A 16,282-nucleotide genomic window follows, 5' to 3' on the forward strand; every position below is an offset into this window, starting at 1 on the left:
TGCTGTTAAACGCTGGGCTATGCAATAACGGCATAATCAGCGCGTGACCTGGATTCCGTTCAGTGCGTAAAGGGGGCAAAATGTCGCACCGGTGCGCTTCTTCGATCGTATCTGCTGCGCCGTCCGGGCATGTATCCGCACTTCATCGACGGGCGTCCCATCGGGGCGCTGCAAATCGGTGCCATTGGGCATGCGTAATTGCCTGTCGAAGCCGTCATCCATTGTCCGGGAGGACCTGATGAATCTGGAAAGCAAATGGCTGGAGGACTTCAGCGCCCTGGCGGCCACCCGCAGCTTTTCTCAGGCCGCCGAACGTCGCTTCGTGACTCAGCCGGCATTCAGCCGGCGTATTCGCAGTCTGGAATCGGCGCTGGGGCTGACGCTGGTCAATCGCTCGCGTACACCCATCGAGCTGACCGCCGCCGGACAATTGTTTCTGGTCACGGCCCGTACCGTGGTCGAGCAACTGGGCGAAGTCGTGCGCCATCTGCATCATCTGGAAGGCGGGCAGGGCGAGGTCATGCAGGTTGCCGCGGCGCACTCTCTGGCGCTTGGATTCTTTCCGCGCTGGATCGCCCAGTTGCGCAACGAAGGGCTGAACATTGCAACGCGTCTGGTGGCGACCAACGTCGGTGATGCGGTGCACGCGTTGCGCGAAGGTGGCTGTGATCTGATGCTGGCGTTCTACGATCCCGATGCCGCGCTGCAGATGGACGCCGAAATCTTTCCCTCGCTGCATTTGGGGCATACCGAGATGTTGCCGGTCTGTGCTGCCGATGCCGAGGGGCTGCCGTTATTCGATATGGAAGGCGAGGGCAGTGTGCCGCTGCTTGCCTACAGTGCCGGGGCCTTTCTCGGGCGTTCGGTGAACCTGTTGTTGCGTCAACGCAATCTGCGCTTCACCACGGTTTACGAGACGGCAATGGCCGACAGCCTGAAAAGCATGGCGCTGGAAGGGCTGGGGATTGCCTGGGTGCCGCAACTAAGTGTGCGCGCCGAACTGGCGCGCGGTGAGCTGGTGGTCTGTGGCGGACCGCAGTGGCATGTGCCGCTGGAGATCCGCCTGTACCGCTGCGCATTGGTGCGCAAGGCCAATGTGCGTCTGTTGTGGCGCAAGCTTGAAAGCCCTGCGGCAGCAGGCTGAGCATAAAATGGCCGGGCATGATGATTCATGCCCGGCCGATTATTCACTCAACGCCGGGTATGTTGTCGACGTAGTCGCGAATCAGTTGCTTGTTGGCGTCGCTGAAGTAATAGCAGGGGATAATCGATGTAGTGGAGTTTTCCCACATCGTCGTCTGGCATGGAAAACCGGTTGCAGCCTCATGCTCGGCACCGAACAGGTGACCGATTTCATGTGGCAGTGTGTTGTAATCTTTAAGGGACGCCATTGCGACGTTATAGGCTTCTGCCGTGACGCCGTGTACTGTCCCGTTGATTTTATTGGAAGTGACCAGCACATATTTATGCCGCTCCGAAGGGCTCGGCAGGTTCTTTGCTTTTGCATATTCGATGCTCTCCCTGGACAACCGGTATAGCAGCTTGTCCAGCTCCTCCCCGCGATAGGCGAAGTTTGTCAGTCCTGGTTCGTTTTCGATGAGCGTGACCGTTGTCCTGCGTCCGGTGATTTCCTCCAACTGAGCGAGCAGGGGATTCAAGTAGCTATCCGCCAGTTCAGCGCGTTCATGTTTTGTAAGTTGATCGTGCATGATCAGGAACAGTCCCAGATTGGGACCGCCGGCGCTGGCAAACGGCAGGTAAAAAAAGATGACCAGTGACAGCCAGGTTTTCAGTGTGTTCTTCATGGGTACGTTCTCATCCTTGAGCGTCAGGTTAGATATCGACTTCAAATGTCGATGAGGCAGTTAAACAAATACGGTTTTTGCCTGACAGTCGCACTCTGCGCCTGACGCGGTAGGCCAAGGGGTGTCATGGCGTAAGATGCGCCGGTTAACGTGTCGGAGTTCCAGCGTAACGTTGGCAGGACTCCGGCTCACTTGGGGGCTGCCGGCCCTGTCTGTGTCGATGTCTTGCAGGACTGCTGACAGAAGGTGATTGCAGGTGCTTTAAACGCACTACTTTGCGTTATACTGCGCGGCCTTTGGCCGGTTAAATCGGTCATTATTCGTACAACAAGCCACGCCGGTTCCCCCGCGTGGCTTGTTGTTTTCAGACGCGCCTGCGGGCGCCCGATGAGAGGCACGACGATGAGCGCACTGGTTGGCGTGATCATGGGCTCCAAGTCCGATTGGTCCACCCTTAGCCACACCGCCGATATGCTGGAAAAGCTCGGCATCCCTTTTGAAGTCAAGGTAGTGTCAGCTCACCGCACACCGGATCTGCTGTTTCAGTACGCCGACGAAGCGGAAGGCCGTGGCATTGAGGTGATTATCGCCGGTGCCGGTGGCGCTGCTCACTTGCCGGGCATGTGCGCTGCCAAGACTCACCTGCCTGTATTGGGCGTTCCGGTGCAGTCTTCGATGCTCTCGGGTGTCGACTCGCTGTTGTCGATCGTGCAGATGCCGGCCGGTATCCCGGTCGCGACCCTGGCCATCGGCAAGGCGGGTGCAATCAACGCAGCGCTGCTTTCAGCGAGCATCCTCGGCGCAAAGCACCCGCAATTCCACGCAGCGCTGAAGAAATTTCGCACTGAGCAGACAGACAGCGTCCTGGACAATCCAGACCCACGCCACGCCTGAGGTTTTTCCATGAAGATCGGTGTAATCGGTGGCGGCCAGCTGGGCCGCATGTTGGCATTGGCAGGTACGCCGCTGGGCATGAACTTCGCCTTTCTCGATCCCGCGCCGGACGCCTGTGCTGCGGCACTTGGTGAGCATCTGCGTGCCGATTACGGCGATCTGGATCATCTGCGTCAGTTGGCGGATGAAGTCGATCTGGTGACCTTCGAGTTTGAAAGCGTTCCGGCCGAGACCGTGGCGTTTCTGTCACAGTTCGTACCGGTCTATCCGAGCGCCGAGGCGTTGCGCATTGCGCGTGATCGCTGGTTCGAAAAAAGCATGTTCAAGGACCTGGGCATCCCGACGCCGGCATTCGCCGACATTCAGTCGCAGGCCGACCTGGATGCCGCGGTAGCCAGCATCGGTCTGCCTGCCGTGCTCAAGACCCGCACTCTGGGTTATGACGGCAAGGGCCAGAAGGTCCTGCGTTCGGCGGCCGATGTGGTCGACACATTCGCCGAGCTGGGCAGCGTGCCTTGCCTGCTGGAGGGCTTCGTGCCGTTCACCGGTGAAGTGTCGTTGATTGCAGTACGTGCGCGTGATGGCGAGACCCGGTTCTACCCGCTGGTGCACAACACGCATGACAGCGGCATCCTGCGTCTGTCCATCGCCAGTACCGATCATCCTTTGCAGACACTGGCCGAAGACTACGCCGGCCGCGTTCTGAAGCAGCTGGATTACGTGGGCGTGCTGGCATTCGAATTCTTTGAGGTCGACGGTGGCCTGAAAGCCAACGAGATCGCGCCGCGCGTCCACAACTCCGGTCACTGGACCACCGAAGGCGCCGAGTGCAGCCAGTTCGAAAACCACCTGCGGGCGGTTGCCGGTCTGCCGCTGGGCTCTACAGCCAAGGTCGGCGAAAGCGCCATGCTCAACTTCATCGGTGAAGTGCCGGCAGTGGACAAGGTCATCGCTGTCCAAGACTGCCACCTGCATCACTATGGCAAGGCGTTCAAGGCTGGCCGCAAGGTCGGACACGCCACTGTCCGCAGTGCCGACCGCGTCACGCTGGATCGTCAGGTGAAGTTGGTAGAGGCGCTGATCAAGGGCTGATCAGGTCAGCGGCTATCGTGCCGATGCTCTGCGCTCTGCGTTTTACACAAATCCAGCTGAATATCGTGCCAATGCTCCGCGTTGGCATGCATTGGGTGACGCTCCGCGGCACGAATCTGCAGCCTGGCGCGGAGCGTGGGAACGAGAATCATCGGGTGTCAGCCCTGTCATGCATGAAGAATTCTCCACCCCGAAGCAAACTGACCACTTCGCCGGAACCATTCCCTGTCGCTGTTCTCAGATAGCAGTAAGTCGGGGCTGCTATTAGCCCGGGCCTATTCACTTAATACAGAGGGAAATGGCATGGGTATCATTGGAACCATCTTTATCGGCCTGATCGTTGGTCTGTTGGCTCGCTTTCTGAAGCCGGGCGACGACAGCATGGGCTGGATCATGACCATCGTGCTGGGTATCGCCGGTTCGCTCGCAGCCACTTACGGCGGTCAGGCGCTGGGTATCTATCAGGCAGGCGAGGGTGCAGGTTTCCTCGGCGCGCTGGTAGGTGCAATCATCCTGCTGGTTATCTACGGCATGATCAGAAAGAAATAACGTTTATGCGTCAGCCCTCTGTTTTACAGTGCGCAGAGGGCTAGAATGCTCGGCAACTGTCCACCCCTTTGCCGAGCTTTATCATGCGTCGCTTCCTGTTGATGACTCTTCTGCTGTTATCCGCACTCTCCGGACCTGCACACGCCCAGTTGCCGGAAACCGACTGGCTTGAGCTGATGCCCAAGTCCGACCAAAAAGCCCTCGAAGCCATGCCCGAGATTGACCACAATTCTCCGGAAGCCATGGGCACGTTCGACAGCAAGGGTGGGTTGAAGCAGAGCAAGGGTTTGCCTGCGGTCATGTATTCGACCAAAACCGTCCCGGCCATGAACGGCAAGACGATTCGTCTCGGCGGCTATCCTGTGCCTCTCGAAACCGACGCCAAAGGCCATAGCACGCTGTTCTTCATCGTGCCCTATCCGGGCGCCTGCATCCACGTTCCGCCACCGCCGCCCAACCAGCTGGTGCTGGTGCGTTACCCCAAGGGCCTGAAACTGGATGATATCTACACACCACTGTGGGTAGAAGGCACCCTGAAAATCGAGAAGGTCAGTAACGATCTTGCCGATGCGGCGTACGCGATGGATGCGTCAAAGGTCCGTGTGGTGGTTGAATCGGACCTTTGATGGGCTTGATCAATTCCTGATCAGAGCGCCTCGCTCCAGATACTCACACCCAGAACATGCATCTGGTCAGGGGCCAGCGTGACCACGTCATCCAGCACGTTGGCGGTTTCGACGCAGACCATGCGCTGCCAGCCGTCTGCCGCCATGTCGGTGAACTTGCCGGTCTTCTCGATCCACGGGTTCCACAGGATGGCTGAGTTCGAGCCCGTGCTGCGGATGTGGATGCGTCGCTGCCACTCCGGGTCAACGATGCTGAGCACGCCCGGCGTGTCCTTATAGATGCGGTCGGTTTCGCCTGTGAAGGTCAGGTCGCCGCTTTGCTCGCGTTCTTCCCAGTTTTCCAGGGTTTCGATGTAACGCAGGCCATCGAGCCCTTCGACGCTGACCTGACGTACATCGCTGACTGCGAAATAGGTGTGCAGCGCCTGGCTGATTACCACAGGCTCAGTGCCACAGTTGTAGCTGACCAGACTGACATTCAGTGCGTGGTCAAGACGAATGCTCAGTTTCAGGGCGACGTTGTGCGGCCAGCCCGGCAAGTGGCCTTCGGCCTCGGGAAGAACGAACTCCACCAGCAGTGCGTCGCCATCTGCGCCGATACCCAACAACTGCCAGTCCAGCGCTCGCACTTCGCCATGTGCCTTGGCCGGCTCGCTGCTGTCGCGCATGGCCTGCACGCTTTGCGGGTTGCGATCCAGATTACCGAACCACGGCCAGCAGATCGGCATGCCTGCACGAATGGGTTTGCCGCGTTTGAAAACGGCCTCTTCGTTCAGCCACACCAGCGGCTGCTGCCCGGCCACTTGATAGCTGAGGATGTGTGCGCCTTGTTGCGCAACCAGCAGCTCAGCTTCGCCGTGGCAAATACGCCAGCAGTTCAGCTCATCGTAAAGGATGGATTCGACGGTGGGTTCAACCGGGGATGTTGGCATGCATAGTTCTCACTCAATGACCGTGACGAAAATAGACCGCTTCATGCAGGGCGAGTTTAACCGGGCAGCCAATCTGTAGCCGAGCGACAATTTACCGTCGCGCGGGAACCGAGCGGGTCCGGCCGCTGGGGTCTATCGCCACGAACACGAACGCAGCCTCGGTGACCTTGCGCCATTCGCTGGTAAGCGGGTCGTCGCTCCACACTTCGACCATCATCTTGATCGAGGTGCGTCCGACTTCCAGGGTGCGGGTATAGAAGGAAAGCTGTTCGCCGACCGCGACCGGGACCAGAAACGCCATGCGATCTATGGCGACGGTCGCCACACGGCCACCCGCGACTTTGCTGGCCATCGCTGTACCTGCCAGGTCCATCTGGGACACCAGCCAGCCGCCGAAGATGTCGCCAAAGCCATTGGTTTCGCGGGGAAGGGCGGTGATTTGCAGGGCAAGGTCGCCTTGCGGGGTTGGATCTTCTTGTTCGAGCTCGATCATGCCTAGGGTGCCTCTGACCCATGACTCTCATTATTGTATGTCGCGGTTAACAGGTGCCATTCAAAACCATGAGCATGAACATTGTGTGTTCTGCGCCGGTGTGGCCCAAAGGGAAACTCTGCGAAACCCGCTGATTCAGACGTTTTCGCACAACTTCCCAAGGCTGTTGACGACTTGCGAGTATATCGGGCGTTGCGTCATAGAACGACCGTGGGTCTTCATTTTGTGTCAGTGGCAGTTCTGCCATGTGTTTTTTGTAGCAATTTGCTATCTTGCTGGACCTCTACAGGTGACAAGACTGCCTGTACACGCAATTTTGGTGCCTATCTGCGCCGTTGCTCCCGACAATCGCTTCTGCACGGCACCCCGCAGCAGCCAGCGTCGCTGTCGCTCGCCCCTTTTCAAAGAATAAGTAAAGAGAAGCCTTGTCATGTCATCTGTTCCTTCAAGTTCCACGCAGCCTGCGCGGCCTTTGACTCGCAGCGATTACAAAACCCTTTCGCTGTCGGCTCTGGGTGGCGCGCTGGAGTTCTACGACTTCATCATTTTCGTGTTTTTCGCGGCGGTGGTCGGCAAACTGTTTTTCCCGGTGGACATGCCCGACTGGCTGCGCATGATGCAGACGTTCGGCATTTTCGCCGCCGGTTATCTGGCGAGGCCCCTGGGCGGCATTATCATGGCGCACTTCGGCGATCTGCTGGGGCGCAAGAAGATGTTCACCCTGAGCATTTTCATGATGGCGGTGCCGACCCTGATCATGGGTCTGCTGCCGACCTACGCGCAGATCGGCATGTGGGCGCCGATTCTGCTGCTGTTGATGCGCGTCATTCAAGGTGCCGCCATCGGCGGTGAAGTGCCGGGAGCCTGGGTGTTCGTGTCCGAGCATGTGCCTGCACGTCGTGTCGGGTATGCCTGCGGCACCCTGACCGCCGGCCTGACAGCAGGCATCCTGCTGGGCTCGCTGGTGGCCACGGCGATAAACAGCATCTACACACCGGTCGAGGTCTCGGATTACGCATGGCGTATCCCTTTCCTGCTGGGTGGCGTGTTCGGCCTGATGTCGGTGTATCTGCGCCGCCTGCTGCATGAAACGCCGGTTTTTGCCGAGCTGCAACTGCGCAAGGCACTGGCCGAGGAGGTGCCGCTCAAGGCGGTACTGCGCGATCATCGTGGCGCCGTTGCGCTGTCGATGCTGATGACCTGGTTGCTGTCTGCCGGCATCATTGTCGTGATCCTGATGACGCCGACCATCCTGCAGACCATTTATGGCTTTCCGGCTGCTACGGCGTTGAAAGCCAACAGCCTGGCCATTGTCTTCCTGAGTATCGGTTGCATCGCTGCCGGCGCGCTGGCGGATCGTTTCGGCGCAGGCTGGGTGTTCCTGCTGGGCAGCGCAGGTTTGCTGATCAGTTCGTGGACGTTCTATCACATCCTCGGCAGCCATCCTGAGGTGCTGTTTCCGCTGTATGCCGTGACGGGCCTGTTCGTCGGTACGATCGGCGCGGTTCCTTATGTCATGGTCAAGGCATTTCCGCCTGTGGTGCGCTTCTCGGGGCTGTCGTTCTCCTACAACCTGGCGTACGCGATCTTTGGGGGTCTGACGCCGATGGTCGTGACCTTCATGCTCAAGAGCAGTCCGATGGGGCCGGCGTGGTACGTCGCTATTCTCTGCGGCCTGGGCATGGCCATCGGTGTGTTTTTGCTGAGCCGAAAGCGCTGATCATCCCCCGCTGTCAAATCGCTCGGGCACCGCCACAGCCAAAGGCTATCTACCTGCACAGGTCGATAGCCTTTTCATCTTATTGTCATAATCAATTCATAGAGTAGTCACAAGACTGGCCAAACAAGGCTCGTGGACACCTACATACCCTGCCGGGAGCGCAAGGATGACACTCAAGCGTTTGATGACTGCACTGACATTGGTTGCCGCCGGAGTGACGGCAGCCAATACGCTGGCTGCGGTCGACCCTGCCATCAAGGCCTATACCAAGACCTCCGGTGTGTCGGGCAATCTCTCCAGTGTCGGCTCCGATACCCTGGCAAATCTCATGACCCTGTGGGCCGAGGCCTATAAGAAAGAATACCCGAGCGTGAATATCCAGATCCAAGCGGCCGGCTCCTCCACGGCGCCACCCGCGCTGACCGAGGGCACGGCCAATCTGGGCCCGATGAGCCGCAAGATGAAAGACGGCGAGTTATCGGCTTTCGAGCAGAAGCATGGCTACAAGCCGACCGCCATTCCGGTCGCGGTGGATGCCTTGGCGGTTTTCGTGCACAAGGACAACCCGATCAAGGGCCTGACCCTGCAGCAAGTGGACGCGATCTTTTCCGCGACCCGCCTGTGCGGCGCCAGGGCCGACGCGAAAACCTGGGGTGATGTCGGCGTGACCGGCGATCTGGCAGGCAAACCGATCCAGTTGTTCGGTCGCAACTCGGTGTCGGGCACTTACGGTTATTTCAAGGAAGAAGCCCTGTGCAAAGGCGACTTCAAGGCCAACGTCAACGAGCAGCCCGGCTCTGCTTCGGTGGTCAGCGCGATCAGCAATTCGCTTAACGGCATCGGTTACTCGGGCATCGGTTACAAGACATCCAACGTCAGGACTGTTCCGCTGGCGAAGAAGGAAGGGGGCGAGTTTGTCGAAGACAGCGAAGCCAATACCCTGAACGGCAGTTATCCACTGTCGCGCTTTCTTTATGTGTATGTGAACAAGGCGCCGAACCAGCCCTTGGCGCCGCTGGAAGCCGAATTTGTGAAACTGGTGCTGTCGAGACAGGGCCAGGAAGTGGTGATGAAGGACGGTTATATCCCGCTGCCTGCCCGTGTCGTGGAGAAGGCGCTGGCTGATCTTGGCCTGCAGGGCACGAGCGGCGTGGCGGTGAAGTAGTCACGTACACGTTGCGAGTGAGGCTCAATGGACTGGCCTGCACACAAATTGAACAGTCCGCTGCCGGTTTCGCAGGCAGCGGGCTTACTTGCGTCACCTTGCTGTAATGTTTCTGTCATACAAGGCGTCTACGGTGTGTGCGCATGAATGAGCTGTTCAAATCGACGATGGACCAGAGTTCGCCTCCAGCGCGTATTGATTTCAATACTCCTGCGATGGTGCGAAAGCGTCGTGTCCGTGCGTTTAAGGACCGGCTCACTCACTGGTACGTCGCCATTGGTGGCCTTGCCGTGCTGGCGGCCATCACGCTGATCTTCTTCTACCTTGCCTATGTCGTTGCGCCGCTTTTCAAAGGCGCCAGCCTGACCGCCGAACCAGCGCTGAATGCCGCCTGGCTGCAGGACGCCGGCGCGCCGCTGATGATCACCATCGAAGAGCAGAACCAGATCGGCATGCGCATTTCCGACAAGGGCGAGGTGGTCTTTTTCAACATCGAGGACGGCGCAGAGCTGCAGCGCATTGCCTTGCCGCTTCCCGCTGGCGTGTCCGTTGCGTCCATCGGCAAGGATCAGCCCGGTGCGCCACTGATAGCCCTGGGCCTGTCCAACGGTCAGGTCCTGGTGTTCAGGCACTCGTACCTGACGACCTACCCGAACGATCGGAAAACCATCACCCCGAGCGTGGCCTGGCCCTACGGCGAAGCGCCTTTGGTACTGGATGAGGCCGGGCGTGCGGTCGAGCATGTCACTGTCAGTTCCGATGGCGATAGCCTCAAGCTGGCAGGGGCGACCGGCACTCAGTTGCATGTCATCTCGCTCGAACAGAAAGAAAACATGATGACCGGCGAGATGACCCGCGAGCAGACGCGTGTCGAGTTGCCGCAGATGTCCGCAGCGGTCAAGGCGATCTACATCGACCCGCGCCAGCAATGGTTGTATGTCATCAACGGGCGCGCGCAGGCGGATGTGTTCAGCCTGCGCGATCGCAGCCTCAATGGCCGCTATAAACTGCTGGAAGACGGCAATGCCGAGATCACGGCGAGCGCTCAGCTGGTTGGCGGCATTTCGCTGATCATCGGCAACTCGAAGGGCAGCATGTCTCAGTGGTTCATGGCCCGGGACACTGACGGCGAGCAGCGTCTGATGCGCATCCGCGATTTCAGCCTCGGCAGCGCGCCTATCGCGCAGATCAAGGCTGAGCAGCGCCGCAAGGGCTTCATCGCTCTGGATGCTTCCGGCAAGCTGGGCGTATTCCACAGCACGGCGCACCGCACCCTGCTGATCGACAAGGTCGCCGAGGGCCCCGGCATTCTGGCGCTATCGCCACGCGCCAACCGGATTCTGATTGAAAGCGCTGGCAAGCTGCTGCCGCTGACGCTGGACAACCCGCACCCGGAAGTCTCCTGGAGTTCGCTGTGGGGCAAGGTCTGGTACGAGAATTACGATGAGCCCAAGTACATCTGGCAGTCCACGGCGTCGAACTCCGACTTCGAACCCAAGCTGAGCCTGGCGCCGTTGACCTACGGCACGCTGAAAGCGGCGTTCTACGCGATGTTGCTGGCCGCACCGCTGGCCGTGGCTGCCGCGATCTATACCGCCTACTTCATGGCCCCGGGCATGCGCCGCAAGGTCAAGCCGGTGATCGAATTGATGGAAGCGATGCCGACAGTGATTCTCGGCTTTTTTGCCGGATTGTTTCTGGCCCCGTACCTGGAAGGGCATCTGCCCGGCATCTTCAGCCTGTTGCTGCTCACACCGATCGGCATTTTGCTGGCGGGCTTTTTCTGGACCCGCCTGCCTGATTCGCTTCGCTTGCGTATTCCCGATGGCTGGGAAGGCGCGATTCTGATTCCGGTCGTGCTGTTGGTGGGCTGGTTCTCGCTGAGCATGAGCCCGCACCTGGAGAGCTGGTTCTTCGCCGGGGACATGAGCACCTGGATTCGTGACCATCTGGGTATCACCTACGATCAGCGCAATGCGCTGGTGGTCGGTATCGCCATGGGGTTCGCGGTGATCCCCAACATTTATTCGATTGCCGAAGACGCCGTGTTCAGCGTGCCGCGCAGCCTCACACTGGGTTCGCTGGCATTGGGCGCGACGCCGTGGCAGACCCTGACGCGGGTGGTGATCCTGACTGCCAGCCCCGGCATCTTTTCCGCCTTGATGATCGGTATGGGCCGGGCAGTGGGGGAGACCATGATTGTGCTGATGGCGACCGGCAATACGCCGATCATGGACATGAACCTGTTTGAAGGCATGCGCACGCTGGCGGCCAATGTCGCGGTGGAGATGCCGGAGTCGGAAGTGGGCGGCAGCCATTATCGGGTGCTGTTTCTGGCGGCGTTGGTGCTGTTGATGTTCACCTTCGTGATGAACACCCTCGCGGAGCTGATTCGTCAGCGTCTGCGCAAGCAATATTCGTCGCTGTAAGGAAGGTAGGCGTTGGTGAAGCGGAACTCCCTCAGGAACTGGTTCAAAAGTGGCGCCCCCGGCGTCTGGATGAGTGCGGGCGCCGTATCCATCGCTGTGATCATGACCATCGGCCTGTTGGCGGTGATCGCCGTGCGTGGCCTTGGGCATTTCTGGCCCGCCGACCTGGTGAGCGCTCAGTACGCGGTACCCAATCAGGAATCGAGCGTTCTGGTCGGTGAGCGGGTCGAGCAGGAGCAAGTACCTCGTGCGCGCCTGAAAAGCGCGGGCCTGCCGGTGCCTGATCAAGGGCCGGAGTTCATGACCCGCGAGCTGTACAAGGTTGGCAATCGCGATCTCAACCCCAGTGACTTTAACTGGGTGGTGGGCGAATGGCTGACCGGACAGAGCCGTCCCGCAGACCTGATGACGCTGGAGCGCCGCGAGTGGGGCAATTTTTACGGCTATCTGGTCAACGTCAAGGAAGGCGGGCGCGTCGTGGCCGAAGGCGAGGCGGCCTGGCCGGCCCTGCAAGCGCGCATCAAACGCGTCGAAAAGCTGGCTGACGAACTTTATACCCTGGAAAAGAAAGACATCGGTGCCATCAATCACGGCATCGAGCGCCTGCGTCTGCAGGCCCGCAAGCTGGAGCTCGATGGGCGGCTGGATGCCGCCGCGCAAGCGGACATGGCTGCCGAGCGGGCCGAGCTGGATGCGCGTTACAAGGTTATCGAGGCGCGTCTTGACGGCCTGCACCAGGCCTTTGATCGCGACAGCCTGACCGCACGCGATGGCAACGGCAAAGAGATCGAACTCAGCCTGGGCAAAGTGGTGCGTGCCTATCAGCCCAATGCGATGGGTACGGTGACCAAGCTTGGCTTCTACTTCGAGAAGCTGTGGGAATTTCTCAGCGCCGATCCACGCGAAGCCAATACCGAAGGCGGTATCTTCCCGGCGATCTTCGGCACGGTGATGATGACCCTGATCATGGCCGTGATCGTCACGCCATTCGGCGTGCTGGCGGCGGTCTACCTGCGTGAGTACGCGCGTCAGGGGCCGGTTACCCGGTTGATTCGCATCGCGGTGAACAACCTCGCCGGTGTGCCGGCGATTGTCTACGGCGTGTTCGGCCTTGGGTTCTTCGTCTATGTGCTTGGCGGCTCGGTGGATCGGCTGTTCTTTCCCGAAGCGCTGCCTGCCCCGACGTTCGGTACGCCGGGCCTGCTATGGGCTTCGCTGACCCTGGCACTGCTCGCTGTGCCGGTAGTGATTGTGGCCACGGAAGAAGGGCTGGCGCGCATTCCGCTGACCCTGCGTGAAGGTTCGCTGGCGCTGGGTGCAACCAAGGCCGAGACGCTGTGGAAGATCGTGTTGCCAATGGCCAGCCCGGCGATGATGACCGGGCTGATTCTCGCGGTGGCGCGTGCCGCCGGCGAGGTTGCACCCTTGATGCTGGTGGGCGTCGTCAAGCTGGCGCCGTCGCTGCCGCTGGACGGCAACTATCCTTATCTGCATCTCGACCAGAAGATCATGCACCTGGGTTTCCATATTTACGACGTCGGCTTCCAGAGCCCCAACGTCGAGGCAGCACGCCCGCTGGTCTATGCCACCGCGCTGCTGCTGGTACTGGTCATCGCCTTGCTCAATCTGTCGGCGGTGAGCATCCGTAACCATTTGCGGGAAAAGTACAAGGCACTCGACAATTGATCCCGAATTCGCCCTTTGGCAAACGCGGCCGTTCGATGACGCGAATAGTTCGCACAGGAGCAATCCATGCAGCATGAAAGCCCGACGAGTGGCATGAACATGTCGGCCCTGAGGCGTCACAAGCAAAGCCTGGATCTGGCCGACGAAAGCGTGGCCATCGAAGTGCCGGGCCTGAATCTGTTCTATGGCGACAAGCAGGCGCTGTTCGATATTGCCCTGAATATCCCGAAGCAGAAGGTGACCTCGTTCATCGGTCCGTCCGGGTGTGGCAAGTCGACGTTGTTGCGCTGCTTCAACCGCATGAACGACCTGGTCGATGGTTGCCGGGTCGACGGTGCGATCAACCTGTACGGTCACAACATCTACACCAAGGGCGAGGAAGTCGCCGAGTTGCGTCGGCGCGTCGGCATGGTGTTTCAGAAGCCCAATCCGTTCCCCAAGACGATTTATGAAAACGTGGTCTACGGGCTGCGCATTCAGGGGATCAACAAGAAGCGCGTGCTCGATGAAGCTGTCGAGTGGGCGCTGAAAGCCGCTGCGCTCTGGGATGAAGTCAAGGATCGACTGCATGAGTCGGCATTGGGTTTGTCCGGGGGGCAGCAGCAGCGTCTGGTCATTGCCCGAACGATCGCCGTGGAGCCGGAAGTCCTGCTGCTCGACGAACCCTGTTCTGCACTCGATCCGATTTCGACCCTTAAAGTCGAAGAACTGATCTACGAACTGAAATCGAAATACACCATTGTGATCGTTACCCACAACATGCAGCAGGCGGCTCGGGTGTCGGATTACACCGCGTTTATGTACATGGGCAAACTTGTCGAGTTCGGTGATACGGATACCTTGTTCACCAACCCGGCAAAAAAACAGACAGAAGACTACATCACCGGTCGTTACGGGTAGTACGTGCTTCGTCAGCCCTGAACCACCGCTGCGTTTTCGCAATTAACCGGACGTTCCAAGGACACCCAGCATGATCCACAAAGACAGCCATACGCATCACATTTCCCAACAGTTCAACGCTGAACTCGAAGACGTTCGCAGCCATTTGCTCGAAATGGGTGGCCTGGTCGAGAAGCAGGTGAACGATTCGGTCACGGCGCTGATCGAGGCCGATTCCGGTCTTGCCCAGCGTGTTCGCGAGGTCGACGACCGGATCAATCAGATGGAGCGCAGCATCGACGAGGAATGCCTGCGCATTCTGGCTCGTCGCCAGCCTGCAGCGTCTGACCTGCGTCTGATCATCAGCATTTCCAAGTCGGTGATCGACCTGGAGCGCATTGGTGATGAAGCGACCAAGATCGCACGCCGTGCCATCAAGCTCTGCGAAGAGGGCGAGGCACCGCGCGGGTACGTCGAAGTGCGTCACATCGGCGATCAGGTGCGCAACATGGTGCGCGATGCGCTGGATTCTTTCGCCCGTTTCGACGCCGAGCTGGCCCTGTCGGTTGCGCAGTACGACAAGACCATCGACCGCGAGTACAAGACGGCCCTGCGCGAGCTGGCGACCTACATGATGGAAGATCCACGCTCGATCTCCCGGGTACTGGACGTCATCTGGGTGCTGCGCTCTCTGGAGCGAATCGGCGACCATGCACGCAACATCTCCGAGCTGGTGATCTACCTGGTGCGCGGGACCGACGTGCGGCACATGGGTCTCAAGCGCATGAAGGAAGAAGTGCAGGGTATATCGAGCGAAACCGCTAATGTTCCGGGCAACGCTGACGATAAGTAAGATTGCCTGCGAGAAAAACGCCCAGCACGCGCTGGGCGTTTTTCGTTGTGCAGATCAGTATTTCCCGTCGCCAGCGGACTAAATGTCGCGGCGCAGTCAATCAATATGGCAGTTGGCTATCAGTCAACGCTATGCTTGCCGAAACAAAGGGCGTGTTGGCATACCGCAGTTCGCCTCCAGGTGAACACGCCCGCAGGAGCGTCGATGAGTAAGGTCAGTGTATTGGTGGTGGATGACGCGACTTTCATTCGCGACTTGGTCAAGAAAGGGCTGCGCAATTATTTTCCCGGGATTCATACCGAGGATGCAGTCAATGGTCGCAAGGCTCAGACGTTGCTGGGCAAAGAGTCGTTCGATCTGATTCTGTGCGACTGGGAAATGCCCGAAATGTCCGGCCTGGAGCTGTTGACCTGGTGCCGTGAGCAGGACAATTACCTGAGAACCGTTCCGTTCATCATGGTGACCAGCCGTGGTGACAAGGAAAACGTGGTGCAGGCCATTCAGGCCGGAGTAACCGATTTTGTCGGCAAGCCGTTCACCAATGAGCAGCTGCTGACCAAGGTCAAGAAAGCGCTGGCCAAAGTCGGCAAGCTTGACGCCGTCATGTCCACAGCCCCGGCGCGTATGAACTCGCCGCTCAATGACTCATTGAGTGCATTGACCGGTGGCAAGGCCGAAGTGGTTCGTGCCGCGCCTGCTGCAGCCGCAGCAGCAGCCCCCAAGCCAGCGCCTGCACCCGCCCGATCGGCAGAGCCGACTGGTCGCGGACAGGGCCAGTTGCGCCTGCCCAACGGCATTCAGCCGTGTGTGATCAAGGCCCTTACCCTGAAAGACGCCACACTGGTGATACGCGTCAGCGAAAACCTGCCACAGGTACTCGACAGTGCGGTGCTGGACCTTGAGCAGGGCGAGAGCAACGAAGTGGCGCGCCTGAATGGCTATCTGCACTCAGTCGCCGCGTTCGAGCAGAAGCCCGACAGCGAATGGCTGCAAGTGACCTTCCGCTTTGTCGATCATGACGCGCAGAAGCTCGATTACCTTTCGCGCCTCATTGCTCGTGGCACCGCGCAGAAACACTTCATCCCGGGCGCCTGATACCCGCTTCTGAGCTGAATGGCATGCCGCTGCTGCATGAGCCTTGCGCGGTGTCACACGACAC

15 protein-coding genes are annotated in these 16,282 nt (G+C 59.4%); 12 read left to right on the forward strand and 3 right to left on the reverse strand.

All coding sequences use genetic code 11. The annotated features are described in order from the left end of the window. The first annotated feature begins 238 nt into the window (after positions 1-238). Entirely contained in the window at positions 239-1,144 is a 906-nt protein-coding gene (locus tag JOE33_RS14500; protein ID WP_032611160.1) for a LysR substrate-binding domain-containing protein, read from the forward strand. 43 nt (positions 1,145-1,187) lie between these two features. On the opposite strand, the gene JOE33_RS14505 is transcribed toward JOE33_RS14500, so the two are convergent. Then, the gene (locus JOE33_RS14505; protein WP_187625373.1) at positions 1,188-1,805 is read right to left on the reverse strand and encodes a reprolysin-like metallopeptidase; all 618 of its coding nucleotides are present in this window, start codon (positions 1,803-1,805) and stop codon (positions 1,188-1,190) included. A 402-nt stretch (positions 1,806-2,207) separates the two neighbouring features. Between JOE33_RS14505 and purE the strand changes: the two genes are divergently transcribed. From purE to JOE33_RS14525, 4 genes are all read left to right on the forward strand, one after another. Further along, on the forward strand, positions 2,208-2,699 hold the full coding sequence (gene purE / locus JOE33_RS14510; protein WP_003340324.1) for a 5-(carboxyamino)imidazole ribonucleotide mutase: 492 nt from the start codon (positions 2,208-2,210) through the stop codon (positions 2,697-2,699). Between the two features lie 9 nt (positions 2,700-2,708). Then, entirely contained in the window at positions 2,709-3,791 is a 1,083-nt protein-coding gene (locus JOE33_RS14515) for a 5-(carboxyamino)imidazole ribonucleotide synthase (protein WP_010426584.1), read from the forward strand. Positions 3,792-4,094: 303 nt separating this feature from the next. Further along, positions 4,095-4,340 carry a GlsB/YeaQ/YmgE family stress response membrane protein gene (locus JOE33_RS14520; protein WP_003401269.1) on the forward strand — a complete coding sequence of 82 codons (246 nt, stop codon included), beginning with the start codon at positions 4,095-4,097 and terminating at the stop codon, positions 4,338-4,340. Positions 4,341-4,423: 83 nt separating this feature from the next. Continuing rightward, the gene (locus tag JOE33_RS14525; protein ID WP_010426582.1) at positions 4,424-4,966 is read left to right on the forward strand and encodes a DUF3299 domain-containing protein; all 543 of its coding nucleotides are present in this window, start codon (positions 4,424-4,426) and stop codon (positions 4,964-4,966) included. Between the two features lie 20 nt (positions 4,967-4,986). Here JOE33_RS14525 and JOE33_RS14530 read toward each other — a convergent pair whose 3' ends face one another. Beyond that, positions 4,987-5,898 carry a D-hexose-6-phosphate mutarotase gene (locus JOE33_RS14530; protein ID WP_032611156.1) on the reverse strand — a complete coding sequence of 304 codons (912 nt, stop codon included), beginning with the start codon at positions 5,896-5,898 and terminating at the stop codon, positions 4,987-4,989. 91 nt (positions 5,899-5,989) lie between these two features. After that, positions 5,990-6,391 (reverse strand): acyl-CoA thioesterase, encoded by a 402-nt coding sequence (locus JOE33_RS14535; protein ID WP_010426577.1) that lies wholly within the window; start codon positions 6,389-6,391, stop codon positions 5,990-5,992. 430 nt (positions 6,392-6,821) lie between these two features. Between JOE33_RS14535 and JOE33_RS14540 the strand changes: the two genes are divergently transcribed. The 7 genes from JOE33_RS14540 (at position 6,822) to JOE33_RS14570 (ending at position 16,218) form a co-directional block, all read left to right on the forward strand. Next, positions 6,822-8,111 (forward strand): MFS transporter, encoded by a 1,290-nt coding sequence (locus tag JOE33_RS14540; protein ID WP_010426575.1) that lies wholly within the window; start codon positions 6,822-6,824, stop codon positions 8,109-8,111. A 166-nt stretch (positions 8,112-8,277) separates the two neighbouring features. Next, positions 8,278-9,276: a phosphate ABC transporter substrate-binding protein PstS gene (locus JOE33_RS14545; protein ID WP_032611154.1), complete on the forward strand. Its 999-nt coding sequence runs from the start codon at positions 8,278-8,280 to the stop codon at positions 9,274-9,276. 143 nt (positions 9,277-9,419) lie between these two features. Then, entirely contained in the window at positions 9,420-11,705 is a 2,286-nt protein-coding gene (locus tag JOE33_RS14550; RefSeq protein WP_010426572.1) for an ABC transporter permease subunit, read from the forward strand. A gap of 69 nt (positions 11,706-11,774) precedes the next feature. After that, entirely contained in the window at positions 11,775-13,391 is a 1,617-nt protein-coding gene (gene pstA, locus JOE33_RS14555; RefSeq protein ID WP_186005899.1) for a phosphate ABC transporter permease PstA, read from the forward strand. Positions 13,392-13,457: 66 nt separating this feature from the next. Beyond that, positions 13,458-14,291 carry a phosphate ABC transporter ATP-binding protein PstB gene (pstB, locus tag JOE33_RS14560; RefSeq protein WP_010426570.1) on the forward strand — a complete coding sequence of 278 codons (834 nt, stop codon included), beginning with the start codon at positions 13,458-13,460 and terminating at the stop codon, positions 14,289-14,291. A 70-nt stretch (positions 14,292-14,361) separates the two neighbouring features. Then, positions 14,362-15,123, forward strand: a complete 762-nt coding sequence (gene phoU, locus JOE33_RS14565; protein WP_003340338.1) for a phosphate signaling complex protein PhoU — start codon at positions 14,362-14,364, stop codon at positions 15,121-15,123. A gap of 204 nt (positions 15,124-15,327) precedes the next feature. Further along, positions 15,328-16,218, forward strand: a complete 891-nt coding sequence (locus JOE33_RS14570; RefSeq protein WP_032611152.1) for a response regulator — start codon at positions 15,328-15,330, stop codon at positions 16,216-16,218. Positions 16,219-16,282 lie beyond the last annotated feature (64 nt).

This window comes from Pseudomonas sp. PvP027, from assembly GCF_017833005.1.
Taxonomy (GTDB): Bacteria; Pseudomonadota; Gammaproteobacteria; order Pseudomonadales; family Pseudomonadaceae; genus Aquipseudomonas; species Aquipseudomonas congelans.